Origin of the sequence: Streptomyces sp. NPDC056347, from assembly GCF_042262625.1 — a bacterium.
Taxonomy (GTDB): Bacteria; Actinomycetota; Actinomycetes; order Streptomycetales; family Streptomycetaceae; genus Streptomyces.
Genome location: NZ_JBHJQP010000135.1, coordinates 1 through 18018, shown reverse-complemented (window position 1 = coordinate 18018; position 18018 = coordinate 1). Strand labels below are relative to the sequence as shown.

General features: G+C 72.8%; 17 protein-coding genes and 1 pseudogene. 10 read left to right on the top strand and 8 right to left on the bottom strand.

Going from position 1 to position 18018, the window contains the following annotated elements; genetic code table 11:
* Positions 1-118: 118 nt before the first annotated feature.
* From ACFCV8_RS26415 to ACFCV8_RS26400, 4 genes are read right to left on the bottom strand one after another with little or no spacing between them, the layout of a single operon-like run.
* The gene (locus tag ACFCV8_RS26415; protein ID WP_376687934.1) at positions 119-751 is read right to left on the bottom strand and encodes a lactate utilization protein C; all 633 of its coding nucleotides are present in this window, start codon (positions 749-751) and stop codon (positions 119-121) included.
* Entirely contained in the window at positions 748-2289 is a 1542-nt protein-coding gene (locus tag ACFCV8_RS26410) for a lactate utilization protein B (RefSeq protein ID WP_376687933.1), read from the bottom strand. Before ACFCV8_RS26410 ends, ACFCV8_RS26415 begins: the two co-directional genes overlap by 4 nt.
* Positions 2286-3053 (bottom strand): (Fe-S)-binding protein, encoded by a 768-nt coding sequence (locus ACFCV8_RS26405; protein ID WP_376687932.1) that lies wholly within the window; start codon positions 3051-3053, stop codon positions 2286-2288. Before ACFCV8_RS26405 ends, ACFCV8_RS26410 begins: the two co-directional genes overlap by 4 nt.
* Before the next feature lie 42 nt (positions 3054-3095).
* A complete protein-coding gene (locus tag ACFCV8_RS26400) occupies positions 3096-3722 on the bottom strand; it encodes a TetR/AcrR family transcriptional regulator (RefSeq protein WP_376687939.1) in 627 nt (208 codons plus the stop codon).
* Between the two features lie 119 nt (positions 3723-3841).
* Between ACFCV8_RS26400 and ACFCV8_RS26395 the strand changes: the two genes are divergently transcribed.
* Entirely contained in the window at positions 3842-4858 is a 1017-nt protein-coding gene (locus ACFCV8_RS26395; protein ID WP_376687931.1) for a hypothetical protein, read from the top strand.
* 12 nt (positions 4859-4870) lie between these two features.
* Here ACFCV8_RS26395 and ACFCV8_RS26390 read toward each other — a convergent pair whose 3' ends face one another.
* The 3 genes from ACFCV8_RS26390 to ACFCV8_RS26380 form a co-directional block, all read right to left on the bottom strand.
* Positions 4871-5617, bottom strand: a complete 747-nt coding sequence (locus ACFCV8_RS26390) for a FadR/GntR family transcriptional regulator (protein ID WP_376687930.1) — start codon at positions 5615-5617, stop codon at positions 4871-4873.
* 120 nt (positions 5618-5737) lie between these two features.
* Positions 5738-6787: a S66 peptidase family protein gene (locus ACFCV8_RS26385; protein ID WP_376687929.1), complete on the bottom strand. Its 1050-nt coding sequence runs from the start codon at positions 6785-6787 to the stop codon at positions 5738-5740.
* 68 nt (positions 6788-6855) lie between these two features.
* Positions 6856-7635, bottom strand: a complete 780-nt coding sequence (locus ACFCV8_RS26380; protein WP_376687938.1) for a crotonase/enoyl-CoA hydratase family protein — start codon at positions 7633-7635, stop codon at positions 6856-6858.
* A gap of 109 nt (positions 7636-7744) precedes the next feature.
* On the opposite strand from ACFCV8_RS26380, the gene ACFCV8_RS26375 reads away from it, so the two are divergent.
* Both ACFCV8_RS26375 and ACFCV8_RS26370 read left to right on the top strand, forming a co-directional pair.
* Positions 7745-8644, top strand: a complete 900-nt coding sequence (locus ACFCV8_RS26375) for a DUF2510 domain-containing protein (RefSeq protein ID WP_376687928.1) — start codon at positions 7745-7747, stop codon at positions 8642-8644.
* Positions 8645-8732: 88 nt separating this feature from the next.
* The gene (locus tag ACFCV8_RS26370; protein WP_376687927.1) at positions 8733-9080 is read left to right on the top strand and encodes a hypothetical protein; all 348 of its coding nucleotides are present in this window, start codon (positions 8733-8735) and stop codon (positions 9078-9080) included.
* A 33-nt stretch (positions 9081-9113) separates the two neighbouring features.
* On the opposite strand, the gene ACFCV8_RS26365 is transcribed toward ACFCV8_RS26370, so the two are convergent.
* Complete coding sequence (locus tag ACFCV8_RS26365; protein ID WP_376687926.1) at positions 9114-9746, bottom strand: class I SAM-dependent methyltransferase; 633 nt, start codon at positions 9744-9746, stop codon at positions 9114-9116.
* Positions 9747-10213: 467 nt separating this feature from the next.
* Between ACFCV8_RS26365 and fusA the strand changes: the two genes are divergently transcribed.
* The 7 genes and pseudogenes from fusA to ACFCV8_RS26330 form a co-directional block, all read left to right on the top strand.
* Positions 10214-12307, top strand: a complete 2094-nt coding sequence (gene fusA, locus ACFCV8_RS26360; protein WP_376687925.1) for an elongation factor G — start codon at positions 10214-10216, stop codon at positions 12305-12307.
* A 156-nt stretch (positions 12308-12463) separates the two neighbouring features.
* A complete protein-coding gene (locus tag ACFCV8_RS26355) occupies positions 12464-13033 on the top strand; it encodes a TetR/AcrR family transcriptional regulator (RefSeq protein ID WP_376687924.1) in 570 nt (189 codons plus the stop codon).
* 56 nt (positions 13034-13089) lie between these two features.
* A complete protein-coding gene (locus ACFCV8_RS26350) occupies positions 13090-14277 on the top strand; it encodes a GDSL-type esterase/lipase family protein (protein WP_376687923.1) in 1188 nt (395 codons plus the stop codon).
* Between the two features lie 166 nt (positions 14278-14443).
* Positions 14444-15223, top strand: coding sequence for a PIG-L deacetylase family protein (locus ACFCV8_RS26345; protein WP_376687922.1), 780 nt, complete (start codon positions 14444-14446; stop codon positions 15221-15223).
* A 59-nt stretch (positions 15224-15282) separates the two neighbouring features.
* The gene (locus tag ACFCV8_RS26340; protein ID WP_376687921.1) at positions 15283-16374 is read left to right on the top strand and encodes an NUDIX domain-containing protein; all 1092 of its coding nucleotides are present in this window, start codon (positions 15283-15285) and stop codon (positions 16372-16374) included.
* 370 nt (positions 16375-16744) lie between these two features.
* Positions 16745-17674 carry an ABC transporter ATP-binding protein gene (locus ACFCV8_RS26335; RefSeq protein WP_376687920.1) on the top strand — a complete coding sequence of 310 codons (930 nt, stop codon included), beginning with the start codon at positions 16745-16747 and terminating at the stop codon, positions 17672-17674.
* Positions 17671-18018, top strand: a pseudogene (locus tag ACFCV8_RS26330) (ABC transporter permease); the annotation flags it as partial. The gene ACFCV8_RS26335 and the pseudogene ACFCV8_RS26330, both read left to right, overlap by 4 nt.

The following is an 18018-nucleotide window of genomic DNA, read 5'->3' as shown; positions in this document are numbered from 1 at the left end:
CGTCCCGCGGGGCTGTGCGCGGCCGCCCGCCACGCCGGGTCCGCCGGCCGCGCGGGCCCCCCGGCGTGTGGGGGGGGGGGGCGCGGCCGGGGGCCCCCCCACCCCGTCGCGGCACGCCCTACACGTCGGTGCGGATGATCACGGCGAGGGTGCGCGGGCCGTGCACGCCCTCCACCCGCTCCAGCTCGATGTCGGAGGTGGCCGAGGGGCCGCTGATCAGTGTGGTCGGCCGGTCCGGCACCAGCCGCGCCACCGCTTCCGGCACGCCCGCCTCGACCGTCGACAGGTCGACGACGCACACGTGCAGATCGGGGACGAGGGACAGGGCCCGCCGCCCCTGGTCCGGCGAGCCGTCCAGGAAGATCGTGCCGGTCTCCGCGCAGCTGACGGCCGAGGCGGTGAGCACCCCGTCCAGTTCGTCGAGCCGGGGGGCCGGGATGTCGGCGGAGTCCTGCTGGACCTCGCCGTCGTACGCGTCCAGCCAGTGCGGGTCGAGGCCGGGCGGCACCCCGATCCGCCGTGCCCCGCGCTCCCCCAGCACCTCGGCGACGGCCTGGGGGGTGCGGTCGGCGGTGCAGGTGTGGACCGTGGCCCGGTAGTCGACGAGCCGGTCGGTGAAGAGGGCCAGACGCTCGTCGTCGGGGAGGGTGCGGCCGGTGCGGTAGTCGCGCGGCACGGTGGTCTGCGGTGCGGGGGCGAGCGCGAGGGCGTCCTTGATCCGGCCCAGCACGGTTTCGCGGGCGGTCGTCATTCCCCCTCCTCCTTCTTCCGGTTCTCCCGGTACTCGTCCTCGGCGGCCCGCATCGTCGCGCCGCCCTCCGGCGACGCGAGCCAGGAGCGGAAGGTCTGTTTCGGTGGCGCGGCAGTGTCCCGGCTCTCGCTCCAGCCGTCGAACGGCGGGGGCAGACGGGAGATCCTGCCGTCCCGCCCGGCCAGCACCCGGCCGATGCCGCCGCCCTTCTGCGCGGCCGTGAAGAGCTTCGGGTGCTTCATGACGGTGGCCGCGGCCTTCATGGCCAGCTTCTCGGCCGTCGTCCCGGACTGTTCGGTGCTCTGGTGGCGCAGTTCGACCAGGAGCGAGGGGATGTCGATCTTGACCGGGCAGGCGTCGAAGCAGGCCCCGCAGAGACTGGAGGCGTACGGCAGGGAGCTGTTGGGATCGTGTTTGGCCGCGTCCATCCCGGCGAGCTGCGGGGTGAGGACCGCGCCGATCGGTCCGGGGTAGGTCGATCCGTAGGCGTGGCCGCCCGCCCGTTCGTACACCGGGCAGACGTTGAGGCAGGCCGAGCAGCGGATGCAGTTGAGGGCCTCGCGGCCGATCCGGTCGGCGAGGGCCGCGGTGCGTCCGTTGTCGAGCAGGACCAGGTGGAAGTCCTGCGGCCCGTCGCCCGGGGTGACCCCGGTCCACATCGAGGTGTACGGGTTCATGCGCTCCCCCGTCGAGGAGCGCGGCAGCAACTGGAGGAAGACCTCCAGGTCCTGGTAGCGCGGCAGCACCTTCTCGATGCCCATCACGGTGATCAGGGTGTCGGGCAGGGTGAGGCACATCCGGCCGTTGCCCTCGGACTCCACGACGGCCAGGGTGCCGGTCTCGGCGATGCCGAAGTTGGCTCCGGAGACGGCGACCTTCGCCGTCATGAACTTCTCGCGCAGATAGGCACGGGCCGCGGCGGCGAGATGGGCGGGCACGTTGTCCAGCCCGGGATCGACGCCGGGGATCTCCTTCAGGAAGATCTGCCGGATCTCGTCGCGGTTGCGGTGGATCGCGGGCACCAGGATGTGCGAGGGCTTGTCGTGCGCGAGCTGGACGATGAGTTCGGCGAGGTCCGTCTCGTACGGGGTGATGCCGACCGATTCGAGGTGCTCGTTGAGTCCGGTCTCCTGGGTGGCCATCGACTTGACCTTGATGACCTCGCGGCTGCCGGTGGCCCTGACCAGCCGGGCGACGATCTCGTTGGCCTCGACGCCGTCGCGGGCCCAGTGGACGGTGCCGCCGCGCTCGGTGACCTTCCGCTCCAGTTGTTCCAGCAGTTCGGGGAGCCGGTTCATGGTGTCGGTCTTGATCGCCGAACCCGCCGCGCGCAGGGCCTCCCAGTCGGGGAGTTCGCCGGTGACGTTCAGGCGCTTGGCGCGGATGGTGCGGGTGGCCCGGCCGAGGTTGCGGCGGAGCTGCTCGTTGCGCAGCTCGTCGTGGGCGGCCTTCGGGAACGTCCGGTCGCCGCGCAGGTTGCCCGTCCCGTACGGGGAGCGGGGCGGGGTCGCCGGCATGCCGAGGAAGGTGCTGCTCATCGGACGGCCTCCGTGGGGACGTACGGCGAGGTGCGGGTGGCGGAGAGGATCTGGGCGAGGTGCAGGGTGCGGGTGCCCGACCTGATCCGGGAGAGCCCGCCGCCGATGTGCATCAGGCACGACGAGTCGCCCGCCGTGCACACCTCGGCCTCCGTGGTGGAGATGTTGCGCATCTTGTCCTGGAGCATGGCGGTGGAGGTGTCGGCGTTCTTGACCGCGAAGGTGCCGCCGAAACCACAGCAGGAGTCGGCTTCCGGCAGCTCGACCAGATCGATCGAATCGACGGCCCGGAGCAGCTTCAGCGGCTTCTCGCCGACCCGCAGCATGCGCAGGGAGTGACAGGTGGGGTGGTACGTCACCCGGTGCGGGAAGTACGCGCCGACGTCCTCGACGCCCAGCACGTCCACCAGCAGCTCCGACAGCTCGTACGTCTTGGCCTTGACGGTGGCGACGCCCGCGCGCAGCGCCGCGTCCCCGTACCGTTCGGCCACGATCTCGTGCTGGTGGCGGACCGAGCCCGCGCACGATCCGGACGGCATGACGACGGCGTCGATCGAGGCGTCGCCGAACTGCTCGGCGAAGTTCCGTACCAGGGGCACGGGTTCGCGCTGGTAGCCGGTGTTGACATGCATCTGGCCGCAGCAGGTCTGCTCCGGCGGGAACACCACGTCGTGGCCCAGGCGGGCGAGCAGGACCGCGGTCGATTTCACCGCCTCGGGGAAGAGCGTGTCTCCCAGACAGGTGGCGAAGAGTCCGATGCGCATGGGTCTCTCCGTTCGCTACTTCAATTTTATGGTCAGACCATACTAGCCTCGGTCCGCACAGTGAAGGCCGCGACACCGCACCAGGGGCAGATACACCTCGTCGACGATCTCGACGAGGACGTCGTCGGGCGCGGACGGGGCGCCGCGTACGACGAACTCGTCGCGCAGCAGGACGACGGCCACGGTCGCGACCCGCGGATGCAGGGCCTCGGGGTCCGCCTCACCACGCGCCACGGCACGCCCCAGGACGGTCAGCCACGGGGCGGCCACGGCATCCCCGGACTGCTCCCGCAACTGCGCCACGAGTTCCGGGGCGCCGCCGGCCGCGGCGAACAGCTCGCGCAGGATCGCGCCGAGCGGGGAGCTCCAGTGACGGTTGGCCCCGCGCAGCAGTTCCAGCACGTCACCTCGCAGGCTGCCGGTGTCCGGCAGCGGAGCCGTGGTGGCCAGTCGGCGATAGGCGGCGACGCCGAGCGCCAGCCGGTTCGGCCAGCGGCGGTAGATGGCGTTCTTGTTGGTACCGGCACGGGCGGCGACCTTGTCCATGGCCAGCCCGGCGTACCCGGACGCGGCCATCTCGTCCACCGCCGCTTGCAGGATCGCCTCCTCCAGGACCGCACCGCGCCGCCGCGTCCGCCCGGCCGACCGCGCCGCCGGGGCCTCTTCCATATCCATATTTCCTCCCGAAACGGTACTGACCGTACCTTCCCATTCTCGACACCAACCCTCCAGTGCCACAAATAAGGTACGGTCAGTACCGTAAATATCCCGGAGGGAAGGGGGCACCCATGCGTGCCAGGGGCATCAGCTACGACACCGGATTCGTGAAGAACGGCATCACCTCCCGCAAGCACTTCGACGCGGAGACGGTGGAACGCGAACTGCGCGTCATCCGTGACGACCTGCACTGCAACGCCGTACGTGTCATGGGCGGCGACCCGGACCGGATCGAGCTCGCCGCCTCGCTCGCGGCCGCCCTGGGGCTGGAGGTCTGGTTCTCCCCCTACCCCCTCGAACTGGCCGCCGACGAGATGCTGGCGCTCTTCGCGGACTGCGCCGGACGCGCGGAACGGCTGAGGCGGCGCGGAGCCGAGGTGGTGTTCGTGACCGGCGCCGAACTGAGCCTGATGAACCCCGGCTTCCTGCCCGGCGACAGCACCGACGAGCGGATCGCCCTGCTGGCCCGTTCGGATCTCCTGCGCGAGCGGATCGGCGAGATCGGCGAGCGGGTGAACACCTTCCTCGGCAGGGCCGTGGAGACCGTCCGGGAACGCTTCGGCGGCAGGGTGACGTACGCGTCCGTCCCGCTCGAACGCGTCGACTGGGCACGCTTCGACATCGTGTCCATGGATCTCTACCGGTCGGCCGAGACCGCCGACCGGTTCGCCGAAGGCGTACCCGGCCTGACCGCACAGGAGAAGCCGGTCGCGATCACCGAGTTCGGGGCGGCCGGATACCGGGGCGCCGGGGACCGGGGCGCGCTCGGACTGGAGATCGTCGAGTACGACGAGGAAGGCCCCCTCCGGCTGAACGGCACGTACGTCCGCGACGAGGCGGGGCAGGCCGCGTACCTGCTCGAACTGCTGGAGGCGTTCGACGCCGGAGGAATCGACAGCACGTTCGTGTTCACCTTCGCGCTGTACGACCACGTCCACCGCCCCGACGGCGATCCCCGCGCGGACCTGGACCTGGCCAGCTACGGCATCGTCAAGGTCTACGAGGACCGTCTCGGGGCCGCCTACCCCGACATGGCCTGGGAGCCGAAGGCCGCCTTCGCCGCCCTCGCCTCGTACTACCGCGGCTGACCGCGCTCCGTCTCAGGAACTCTCCTCGCCCCGACCGGAGTTCTCGTCGACCAGAGTCCCGTGCAAGCTGCGGATGTGCCGCTCCACCAGATCGGCGGCGTCCGGCCCACGGCCCGCGCTCAGCAGCCGCAGCAGTTCGGCGTGCTCGGCGTTGAGCGCGGCAGCCGTGGCCGGCCAGTCCTCGGCCGCCTCCAGCGCCTTCAGGATCAGCGGCCGCACCGATTCGCGGACGGCGGAGGTGAGCGTGGAGGTCAGCTCATTGCCGGAGATGCGCGCGATGTGCACATGGAAGCGGGTGTCCAGGTCGTTGAACTCCGCCACCGCCACGCCCGCCTCCCCCATGCCCGCGACCAGCTCCCGCGCCGCGTCGAGGTCCTCGGGGCAGGCGTGCCGGGCGGCGGCCTCGAAGCTGGACCGCTCCAGCACGACGCGCGCCTCCAGGACGTCCTCCAGGCTGTAGCTGCCCAGCGCGAAGTGCAGCCGGAGCAGCCGCCCGAGCGCGTCGTCGGGGTGCCGGACGATCCGCGCCCCGGCGTCCGGGCCCCGCCCCGGCTGGGCGACCAGCACGCCGATGGTCTCCAGCACCCGCAGCGCCTCGCGCAGCGCGGAACGGCTGACCCCGAGCACCGGCGCGAGCTCGCGCTCGGGCGGCAGCCGGTCACCGGCCTTCAGCTCCCCGGCGAACACCCGCTCCTCGATGCTCTGGAGCACCAGCTCATGCGTACGGGACTGCCGTACGGGTTGCCACTCGACGGACATCGCGCACCCCCTGCCTCGACCGGGACCTCCCGGTCGCCATCACCTCTGCCGCCCGTCCTTCAACTATGTCACACACCGCATATGGTCGGACCAAAGAAGGATGAACCGGACCTCCGGCCGTCAGTAGGTGACGACGATGCGGCGCGCCACCCCGTCCACCTCGATCCGCCCGCCGTACGGGAGGACCAGCTGCGGGTCGGTGTGGCCGAGGTCGACGTCGAAGACGGCCATGGTCGCGGGGGCGTACTCGTCCAGGGCGCGCAGGACCGCCTCGTGCTGCTCCGCGCGGTAGCGGTCCCGGTCCCGTATGCCGAGCGGCCGCTCGAACGACCAGTCCTTGGCCCGGCCCATGAGGAGGGCGGGGAACTGCGCGAGCAGTCCGCGCTCGCCCATGTTGCGCAGGATCCGGTACACCTCCGTCGCCGAGGGCATCTCCTCGCACGTTTCGAGGAACAGCACCCGGCCCGCGTAGCTCTCCACCGGGCCGATCTCGCGGTCGGCCATCAGCAGCCAGGAGACGATCGACAGTTCCCCTCCCCAGCTCGCCCCCTCGACCGTTCGCCCCTCGGCGTTGTGCCAGATCCAGCCGGAGCGGGGACGCATCTCGGGTTCACAGGCGAAGGTCGCCGGGTCCTCCCAGCGGCCGTTCGCCCCGTTGGTCTCCGCTGCCTCGGTCAGCTCGAAGGGGCCGCTGGTGAAGAGCGCGGCCCGCAGGGACTCGGCGGTCAGCGGGTGCATCGCGCCGGGGCGCCCGAACTCGCACATCACGGTTCCGCCGTGGTAGCCGACGATGCCCAGGTTCTCCAGGAAGGCCAGCAGGTTGGTGTTGTCGCTGTACCCGAAGAAGGGCTTGGGGTTGGCGCGCAGCAGCTCGCGGTCCAGGTGCCGCAGCACGGTGATCTGGTCGTCGCCGCCGATGCTGGAGATCACTGCCCTGATGCCGGGGTCGGCGAACGCCGCGTGGATGTCGGCGGCCCGCTCCTTCGGGGTGGAGCCCATCTTCCGCGTCGTCGGGTACTCCACGGGTATCAGCCCGAACTCCTCGCGGAGCCTGCGCAGTCCCAGTTCGTGGGGCAGGGGCAGGATGCCGGGAAGGCCGGAGGACGGGGAGAGCACGGCGACGCGGTCGCCGGGGCGCGGCTTGGCCGGGTACTGGTTGCTGGTCGACATCCGCCGATCCTAGGGACCGGGTCCGTCGCCGTCGCCAGGATTCCCGCCCGGCCGCGCGCCCCGGCCGATCAGTCGCCGAACGTACCGTGGCGCCCCGCCCCGTTGCCGAACCGTTCGGCCCCGGCCAGGGTCTCCCCCGCGCTCAGCGGCACCATCCCGTGCCGGAACTCCGCGGCCAGCGCCTCGCGTTCGCCCATCCCCCGCTGCTCGTACACCGAGAGCCGGTCGTGGCGCAGGCACAGCTGGGGGAACGCGGCGAGCTCCCGGGCCAGTCGCTCGGCCGCCGCGCGTGCCCCGCCGGGCGGGACGATCCGGTTGGCCAGGCCCATGGCGTACGCCTCGGGGGCGGGCACCGGACGCCCGGTGAGGATCATGTCCATGGCCCGGCTCTCCCCGATCAGCCGCGGCAGCCGTACCGTTCCGCCGTCCACCAGCGGCACGCCCCAGCGGCGGCAGAACACCCCGAACACCGCGTCCTCCTCGGCCACCCGCAGATCGCACCAGAGCGCCAGCTCCAGACCGCCCGCCACCGCGTGGCCGGAGACCGCCGCGATGACGGGCTTGCTCAGCCGCATCCGGGTCGGCCCCATCGGCCCGTCGCCGTCGGCCCGTACCGTGTTGCCCCGCTCCGTGCCGATGCCCTTCAGGTCGGCGCCCGCGCAGAAGGTCCCGCCCTCGCCCCACAGCACGGCGACGGAGGCGTCCGGGTCGGCGTCGAAGGCGCGGAAGGCGTCGGCCAGCAGCGCCGCCGTCGGCCCGTCGACCGCGTTGCGCACCCCGGGCCGGTTCAGGATCACGGTGAGGACGGCGCCGTCCCGCTCGATCCGTACCGGTGGCTGTTCACCCATCTGTTCACCCATGGTCGGGCCTCCTGCCAGAACGGTGCGGGCCCGGCGGCGGGGGCCGCCGGTCCCATGGATTCATGCGATTCTCACGCAGTCCCTCTACGGTGGGGGCGTGACCGAGACAAGCCCGCCCGGCTGGCACCCAGACCCCGGGTACACAGGAACTGGCCCCGTTTACGAGCGCTGGTGGGACGGCAGCCGGTGGACCGACCATCTCCGGATACCGCCCGCCGTGGCCAAGCGCCGCCGGACACGTGTCGCGCTGGGTGTCACCGCCGCGGTGGTGGCCCTCGCCGCCGTCGCGGGCGGCGTCCTGCTGCTGTCGGACACCTCCGGCGACGGGAACGACCACGCGGACCGGGCTCCGTCCACCGCGCCTTCGGACGGGCCCCGGCGCGGTCCCGGCGGACAGGGTGGCGGGAACGGGGGCGAGGACCGGGGCCGGGGCCAGGACAAGGGCGTGCCGCGGACCGAGGACGGCTACGCGACGGACGTGATGAGCGGGATCAGCCTGCCGGTGCCCGACGGCTGGCAGGGCACCTCCGGCATCGGCGGCGCGGGCGTGACCACGGGCGAGTACCCCTGTCCCGGCAACGCCTCCGAGCAGTGTGTGCGCGGCGGGGTCTTCTCCATGCCCGCGGAGGCCCTGAAGCTCGACACCACGACGGCGAAGGCCACCGCGCTCAAGGACATCACGGCCAATGCCTCGGAGTCGTACGGCGCGAAGAGCTACGGCGGCATCACCTCGCACCAGCAGCTGAAGTCCGAGGCGGTCACCGTCGCCGGTGAGCAGGGCTATCTGGTGCGCTGGAAGGTGGTGACGAAGAACGGCGACGACGGCTACGTCCAGTCGCTGGCCTTTCCGTCGCCCCGCTCCGGGGACATGCTGATCGTGGTCCGGTCCGGCTTCGACATCAACGACCGGGCCCCCGCGCTCTCCGTGATGGACGACATCACGAAGGGGATCAAGGCCGCCTCGGGCAAGGGCGCCGGCCCCGGCACCAACGCGTAGCGGAGCCCCGGGTCTGAGTATCCGGGGCGGTACGGTCTGAGTACGCGGCCCGATCCGCCGCCGCGCGGCCACCGGTCGAATGGTGGCCATGCTTCCCGACACTCCGCCGTGCCCCCGCATCCGCCACGTCGCCTCGGCCGGTACCACGCTGGCGCTGTCCCTGGCCCCCGTGGTGATCGGCGTCCTGCTCGCCAAGACCCTGGCCACGGACCCGATGTCGCCGGTCAACGCCCTGGTCACCCGAGGTGGCCAGGGCGTTCCCGTCCCGCCCGCGCAGTGGCGCGGCTGCGGCAGGCAGGCGCTGCGCGACTGGAAGACCCCGCTGGCTCCACTGGCCCGGTCGCGGGGCGGGGCCGGCCGCTCGGGGGTTCCGGCACGGTGGTGCTCCGCGGTCCGGCGCGTACGCCGTCGGCGGCCGCTGCCGGCCGAGCGCTGAGCCGCCGGGCCCGGCGTCCGGCACGGGCCGGTGTCAGGCCCGGCGGCAGTGCAGGAACAACTGGGGTTCGGCCGAGGCTGCTTCGTGCTCCGGCGTGAAGATGGTGCTCTGCTCCCAGAGCACCGTGAAGCCCGCGTCGGTGACCATCTCGGTGAACTCCTCCGGGCCGAAGCTCGTGGCCCGCACCTTCTGCCCCATGAAGACGACGTCGACGTCCTCGACGTCCAGCGGCACCGTGGCCACGACGAGATGGCCGCCGGGCACCAGCAGCCGGGCGAGTTTCCGCAGCAGCCGGGACTGGTCCGCGCGACTCATCTGGAGCAGCGAGAAGTACGCGCACACCGCGTCGAAACTCCGCTCCTCCAGGTCGAGTCGGAGCATGTCGGCGCACTCGAAGGACGCGCCGGGCACGTGGCGGGCCGCGAGCTCGACCATGACGGGTGACACATCGACACCGTGCACCTCGTGGCCGGCCCCGGTCAGGACCTGGGCGGTCGGCCGGCCCGTCCCGCTGCCGACGTCCAGGACCCGGCTGTGCGGGGCGAGATCGTCCAGCAGCCGTCGCAGTGAGGCGTGGTGGGCGGCGGATCGGCCGAACGCCCGCTCGTAGTCGGCGCCCAGTGCGTCGAACACCGTGGCGGCGGCGAGGCCGTGGCCCTCGTCCATCGATGCGGTTCCTTCCTCTTTCCCCCGGCGGTCCCCCGGATCGTTTCATCATTCGCCGCCGCCTTCAACGCCCGCTCCGGGCAGGGGACATGGGCCAGGAAAAACCGTTTTCCCGTGGGCTGGCCGTGTCACTACACTCACCACGCATCGCCGCCGCGGCCACCCCGCGGCGCACACCGTGACCAGTGAGGGGAGACCGGCCGTGCGTTACCGCACCACCGCTGTCGTTCCCCCGTCGCGGTACGAGGTGATCCTGGTGTCTTCGTGCGCCCGGTGCGGGCCGCGCGGCCCGCACCGGATCCCCTGACGGACATCCGGCCTTCCCCTGCCGCCCCGCCACCGAGGCCGGGCCGCGGCCCGGCGGTGCCACGCACCGTCGCCAGGCCGGCGCCCGGCCCGATCGCGGGCCGGTCCGTCCGGGAATCGCGCACCCTTCCGTTCCGGATCATTCCGAAAGGCCATGGGCCGTGCGCAGCGAACTGCACCGTCAACCCGCCCGACCGCTCACCGATATCCGCAACCTGGGCATCCTCGCCCACGTCGACGCGGGCAAGACCACCGTCACCGAGCGGATCCTGTATCTCACCGGCGCCGTCCACAAGCAGGGCGAGGTCCACGACGGCACGACCGTCACCGACTTCGATCCGCAGGAGCGGGACCGCGGGATCACCATCTTCGCCGCGGCGGTGAGCTGCGCCTGGGACGGTCACCGGATCAACCTGCTCGACACCCCGGGCCATGTCGACTTCTCCGACGAGGTGGAACGTTCGCTGCGGGTGCTCGACGGGGCGATCGCGGTGTTCGACGCCGTCGCGGGCGTCGAACCGCAGAGCGAGTCGGTGTGGCGGCAGGCGGACCGGCACGGTGTGCCGAGGATCGCGTTCGTCAACAAGCTGGACCGCGCCGGGGCCGACCTCGATTCCGCGGTCGCGTCGATCAGGGAGCGGCTGCACACCGTCCCGCTGGCGGTCCAGCTGCCGATCGGGGCCGAGGACGGCTTCACCGGCGTGGTCGACCTGCTGCGGATGCGGGCCCTGGTGTGGGCCGACGGGGCCGACACCTTCGAGGAGGCGGCGGTGCCGGAAGGGCTGCGCGACGAGGCGCTGCGGCGCAGGCGGCTGCTGGACGAGGCGGTAGCGGAGCTCCATCCGGCGGCGCTGGAGGAGTTCTGCGCGCGGTCCTCACTCTCCGGGGCGACGCTGCGCGGCGCGCTGCGCGATCTGACCCGTACCGGGGAGGCCGTGGTGGTGCTGTGCGGTTCGGCCTATCGCAACCGCGGGATCGAACCGTTGCTGGAGGCCGTCGTGGCCTATCTGCCCTCGCCGCTGGACGTTCCGCCGGTGCGCGGCACGCTGGGCGACGCGGTGCAGGAGCGGGCCGCCGATCCGTCGGCGCCGTTCGCGGCGCTGGTGTTCAAGGTGAACTCGACGGCCACGGGGCGGCTGACGTTCCTGCGGGTCTACTCGGGCACGGTACGGAAGGGGGACACGGTGCTGGACGCGGGTGCGCGGCGCCAGGAGCGCATCGGGCGGATCCTGCGGGTGCAGGCCGGCCGGCACACGGACGTGGACGCGGCGGTGGCCGGGGACATCGTCGCGGTGATCGGGCTCAAGTCGGCCCGCACCGGCGCCACGCTGTGCGCGCCCTCGGCCCCGCTGGTGCTCGAGCCGCCCTCCTCGGCGGCCCCGGTGGTCTCGGTGGCGGTCGAGGCCCGGCGGAGCACCGACACCGAACGGCTGGTGACGGCGCTGGCGCGGATCGTCGAGGAGGACCCCTCGCTGACGGTCCGGACCGACCCGGAGACCGGCCAGACGGTGCTGTCGGGGATGGGTGAGCTGCATCTGGAGGTCGCGGTGGAGAAGATCCGGCGCGCGCACGAGCTGGAGATCGGTGTGGGCAGGCCGCAGGTGTCGTACCGGGAGACGGTGGCGCGCGGGGTGTCGGGGCTGGTGTACCGGCATGTGAAGCAGGACGGCGGGGCGGGCCAGTTCGCCCATGTCGTCCTCGATGTCGAGCCGTTGGAGGCCGGTGACGGTGAAGGCGGCGAGGCCGGGTTCGCGTTCCGGTCGACGGTCGTCGGCGGGCGGGTGCCGCAGGAGTACGTCCGGGCGGTGGAGGCGGGCTGCCGGGACGCGCTGGCCGAGGGTCCCCTCGGCGGGCATCCGGTGACCGGTGTGCGGGTCACGCTGTCCGACGGGGCGACCCACTCCAAGGACTCCTCGGAGATGGCGTTCCGCACGGCCGGCCGGTTCGCGCTCCGCGAGGCCCTGCGTGCGAGTGCGATGGTGCTGCTGGAGCCGGTGGCCGAGGTCACCGTCACGGTGCCCGACGACGCCGTGGGCGGGGTGCTCGGTGACCTGGCGGCCCGGCGCGGCCGGGTCTCCGGCTCGGCCGCCCGCTCCGGCACGGTGGTGATCACGGCGACGGTGCCGCTGGCGGAGCTCTTCGGCTACGCGACCCGGCTGCGCAGCCGGACCCAGGGGCGTGGCACCTTCACCTCCCGCCCCACCGGCTACGCCCCGGCCCCGGAGCCGGTGGGGCCGGGCACGTCGGCCCGGTAGCGGCCGACGGCCGGGCCGGTCCCTCCGTACACGGGCGGGACCGGCCCGGACCGGGTGCCGCCGGCGCACCGGCCCTCCCGCCCCATCACCACATATTGATTTGCCTAAAAGCTTTAGGCAAACACATAATCATTATCGCCGGACAGGAGGATGATGATGGTGAGAGCGGGACTGACCCCGGAGCGTCTGACCCGGGCGGGAGCGGAGCTGGCCGACGAGACCGGCTTCGAGCAGGTGACCCTGTCGGCGCTCGCCCGGCGGTTCGACGTCAAGGTCGCGAGCCTCTACTCGCACCTGCGCAACTCCCATGAACTCCGGACCAGAATTGCGCTGTTCGCCCTGGAGGAGCTTGCCGACCGGGTCGCCGAGGCGCTGGCCGGGCGCGCCGGGAAGGACGCCCTGGCCGCCTTCGCCAACGCCTACCGCGACTACGCCCGGGAGCATCCCGGGCGGTACGAAGCGGCCCGGTTCCGGCTCGACCCCGAGACGGCGGCGGCCAGTGCGGGTGTCCGGCACGCGCAGATGACGCGGGCGATCCTGCGGGGCTACGACCTCTCGGAACCGGACCAGACACATGCGGTCCGGATGCTGGGCAGCGTCTTCCACGGCTACGTCGACCTGGAGGCGGCCGGCGGCTTCGATCACACCCCGGTCGGCTCGCAGCAGTCCTGGGAGTGGGTGCTGGAATCCCTCGACGCCCTCCTGCGGACCCGGCGCGGCCCCTGACCCCGGGCGCACCGCGCCCCCCTCTCCCGAAAACCCCTGATCAACAGGCCGAGGCGATGAACACCGAGCACCACACGATCACCACCCCCGTCACCCCCGAGCTGCTGCGCGGCGCCCTCGACGTGGAAGCGACCGCGCACGGCCTGCTGCCGCACCGGCTGCCCGCCCGCGCTCGCCGGCAGATCCCCGACGAGCAGCTGGCCATGGCCGAGGCCCAGCCCTCCGGCGTACGTCTGGCCTTCCGTACCCGGGCCACCTCCGTCGAGCTCGACACGCTGCCCACCAAGCGGTCCTATCGCGGGCTGCCCGCCCCGGCGGACGGCGTGTACGACCTGCTGATCGACGGCGGGCTCGCCGCCCAGACCACGGTGTCCGGCGGCAATGTCCGTACGGTCGACCTGGCCTCCGGCGCCGCCGAGCTGGTCGAAGGGCCGCCCGGTACCGCCCGGTTCGCCGGTCTGCCCGCGGGCGAGAAGGACGTGGAGATCTGGCTTCCGCACACGGAGATCACCGAGCTGATCGCGCTGCGCACCGACGCCCCCGTGGAGCCCGCGCCGGACAGCGGGCGCCGGGTGTGGCTGCACCACGGCAGCTCCATCAGCCACGGCTCGAACGCCACCCACCCCACCGCCGTCTGGCCCGCGATGGCCGCCGCGCGGGGCGGGGTCGAACTCCTCAATCTGGGATTCGGCGGCGGCGCGCTGCTCGACCCGTTCACCGCCCGCGCGATCCGGGACACCCCCGCGGACCTCATCAGCCTCAAGATCGGCATCAATGTCGTCAACGCCGACGCGATGCGGCTGCGTGCCTTCGTCCCCGCGGTCCACGGCTTCCTCGACACCGTACGCGAGGGGCATCCGACCACTCCGCTGCTGGTCGTCTCCCCGGTACTGTGTCCCGTCCAGGAGGACACCCCGGGCCCCCTGGCGCCCGACTTCGGGAGCGGCACCGTACGTTTCAAGGCCACCGGCGACCCCGCCGAACGAGCCGCCGGACGCCTGACACTCACCGTCGTCCGCGACGCGCTCGCCCGCATCGTCGAGCAGCGCGCCGCCGAGGACCCCCACCTGCACCACCTCGACGGCCGGGAACTCTACGGGGAGCGGGACTACGCGGAGTGTCCGCTCCCCGACGAGGTGCACCCCGACCCCGAGGGGCACCGCCGCATCGCCGAGAACTTCGCGCGGCACGTGTTCGGCGCCGGCGGCCCCTTCGCCGCCCGCCCGGAGCCCGCCCTGGACTGAACTCCGTCCCGTGCCCCTCGCGGGCGTCACGCACCGTGCCCCGACCCCGCGTTCCATCACCGGGCCGCCGCGTCTTTCGCGGCGGCCCGCCGTGCACCCGTTACGCGAGCGGATCCGGCGCGTTCTTCCAGTGCACCAGCACCACCCCGACGCGAGAGGGCTCCCCGTGACGACACCGTCCTGCGTCCCGCCGTCCCTGCTCGGTGTGTTCGGCCATCCCGACGACGAGAGCCTTCTCGCGGGCGGCGTACTCGCCCAGCACGCCGCCGGGCACGCGCGCAGCGCCGTGGTCACCATGACGTGGGCCCCCGACAGTCCGCGCGCCGCCGAACTCGCCGACGCGTTACGGGTGCTCGGCGCGGGCGGGCCGCGCATGCTCGGATACGGCGACGCCCGCAATCCCCGCGCGGCTCCCGGGCGGACCCGGCTCGTCGACGCGCCGCTGGACGAGGTGGTCGGCGCCCTGGTGGGCCAGATCCGGTCGTTCCGTCCCGATGTCGTCGTGACGCACGACGCGGTGGGCCAGCTGACCGGTCACCCGGACCACCGCCGCACCCATCAGGCCGTCCTCCTCGCCGTCCACGACGCGGGGCTGGCGCATCTGCATCCGGAGGCCGGTGAGCCCTGGCAGCCGGGCGCCGTGTACTGCGCCACGCACCCGGAGTCGGGGGTCGGCGGGCTCGGGCCGCTGCTGCGGGGCGCCGGCAAGAGCGTGCTCGCGGTCCCGGACGCGTACGCCACCACGGCGATCGACGTCACGCCCTGGCTGGAGCAGAAGTGGGCCGCGATCCTCGCCCACCGCGGGGAGGTCGCGCGTGAACGCCCGCTGCCCGGAATGCTCGCCCGGCTGCCCGAGGACGCCCGCCGCACCGTCCTCGCGACCGAGTACTTCACCCGGCTCGCACCCGGCCCCGCCCCCGACGTCCCGCACCGGCTCACCTCCTGACACCGGCCTCCCCTCCCCGGCTCACTCCGGCCCCGAGGGCCGATCCCGATCGGAGACGCATGACGACGACCACCCCGCCCGGCGACGGCCCCCGCAGGAAGCCGAGCGACGAGGAGTACGGGGCCCTGCGGGCCCGGGCCGCGCTGTGGTCCGGTGCGTCCGTACTGATCACCGATCAGCTGGGGCAGGTGCTGATCCAGCACGTCGACTACCGCGACACCTGCCTCCTGCCGGGCGGGGCCGTCGACGCGGGCGAGTCGCCCGCCCACGCCGCCGCGCGCGAGGTCGCGGAGGAACTCGGCATCACCACCGTGACCGACCGGGGCCTGGCCGTCGACTGGGTCTCTCCCGACGGCTTCGGCGCCCGCCCGGCGCTCCGGTTTCCCGGCGAGATCGTGCATGTCTTCGACGGCGGCACCTGGGACGCGGACCGGATCGCGGAGGTTCGCCTGCCCGCCGACGAGATCACCGGGATCGAGTTCGTCGAACCGGCCCGGCTCCCGGACCTCCTCGCCCCGAGCGACGCGCGGCGGGCCGTGTCCGCGCTGCGCGCCCGGATCAACGCCGCCGGCACGGTACTCCTGGAGAATGGTCTTCCGCTCGCCCCCACCGTCCTCGACCGCCTCGCCGTCCTGCGCACGGCCCGCGCCGGGCAACCCTCCCGGTGGCACGACGGCCCGGCCCCGCACGACCGGACGGTGACGCGGGTCCAGGGGTGGCTGTTCGCGCCGGACGGGCGCGTACTCGTCCTCCTCGACCCGGGGACCGGTGCCGCCCGCCTGCCCTGTGAACCGCCCGCGGCCGAGGAACGGGGAGACCCGGCGGCCACCCTGGTCCGGGCAGCGGGGAGTCAGGCCGCGGCCCGGACCGTGACGCCGCTGCTCCTCGGGCACCTCACCGACCCCCGTACGCACCACACCCACCTGAGCTGCGCCGCCGCGTTCACCGACATCACCTCCGCGGCGCCCGGCGCGGCCGAGGGCCCCCGCTCCACCCGCGTCCTGGCCACCCCCGAACAGGCCGCCCAGCTCATCGGCCGGGGCGGGCCGGACCCTGCCCGGCTCGCCGCCGTCCATCGGGGGCGTCGACGTCTCGGCATCCCCCGGGCCGTCCAGCAGCCCGTCACCGAACTCCCCCACCACACCGGCTGACCGCGGCGAACACCATCGCCGCCACTCGGGGCGACAAGAGGTGAACCCGCGTCCTGGTGATCCCGGAAGTACGGATCGACCCGTCAGGGCCCGTCGGGTCGGGGGACATCGCCGCCCCGCACCCGAACCCGCGGATGGTTTCCTGCCGTTCCGGTGCCGGACGCACCGGCCGGGCATCCTTGACGCCGCCCACGGCCCGGTGCGACTTCGTCGGCGAACGAGGTCCGTTCCATGACGGTTCCCGGCCGGAACGGGGCGGGGCGGGGTGGCGGACGCGGGTCGGCTTCTGTTCCATGAGCGTTCAACTCGCCGTTCATGACCGGGCGGTGTGCCCCTCCTAAGGTCCTCGAAGACTTCGAAGGAAGGACTCATGGACAGACCCTTCGCCATCCGAGCCCGCGGAATCACCAAGTCGTTCGGTGATGTCGTCGCGCTCGATCACATCGACCTGGACGTAGCGCAGGGGCGGATCCATGGGCTGGCCGGCCCGAACGGCGCGGGCAAGACGACCCTGCTCGGCCTGCTGCTGGGCCTGGCCGTGGCCGACGGCGGCCGTCTGGAGATCCTCGGCACACCGGTCGAGCGGACTCTCACCACGCCCGGCGGTGTCGCCGGATTCGTGGACGGGCCCGGGCTCTACCCGTCATTGACGGCTCGTCAGAATCTTGCCGCGCTGGCCTCGCTGCGCGGCCATGACGCACAGACGGCCGCGATCGACGAGGCGCTCGACGAGGTCGGGCTCACCGACGTCGCCGACGACCGGACCCGCGGTTTCTCCCTCGGGATGCGCCAGCGACTCGGGCTGGCCGCCGCGCTGCTCAGCAGACCCCGGCTGCTCGTGCTCGACGAGCCGTCCAACGGCCTCGACCCGTCCGGCAAGCAGCACGTGCACGGCGTACTGAACCGGCTGGCGGAACAGGGCAGCAGCATCGTGCTCTCGAGCCACCGCATGGACGACCTCGAAGCGCTGTGTTCCGAGGTCACCATCATCGCCACCGGGCGGGTCGTCTTCTCCGGCCCGCTGGGCGAACTGGCCGACCGTGGACGCGCGCTCGACTACCGGCTGCTGACATCCGATCCTCGGGCGGCGCGCGAACTGGCCGACGACACGGACGGGATCCGTGTCGTCGGCAGCACCGACACCCGGGCGCTCGTCGTGCACACCCTCGTACCCGCCCTCGACGCACTGGTGGACCGGCTCGTGCGAGCGGGCATCGCCCTGCGCGAGCTCGCCCCGGTGGTGTCGCCGCTGGAGGCCGCTTTCCTTGCCCTCACCGAGCCGCAGGAGGCCGAGCGATGACCACGCCCACGTCCTCGACGTCACCCACGTCCTCGACGGAGAACCCGGACGCTTCCCCCGCCGCCGTCGACGCCCGGGACACGGTCGCCCAGGCCGCGGCGGAACCCCGCGTCCCGCTGGCCCGCGTCTGCCGCTTCGAGCTGGTCAAGGCCGTCTCGCAGTGGCGGACCCGGCTGCTGGTCCTCGCCTGCTGGATCGCGCCGGGGCTCTTCGTGGCCGCGGTGAGCCAGCAGAGCACACTGCCCACCGACACGCTCTTCGGCCGCTGGATGCTCGCCACCGGCTGGGCCGGCCCCCTGGTGGTGCTCGGCTTCGCGGGTATCTGGGCGCTCCCGCTGCTGACC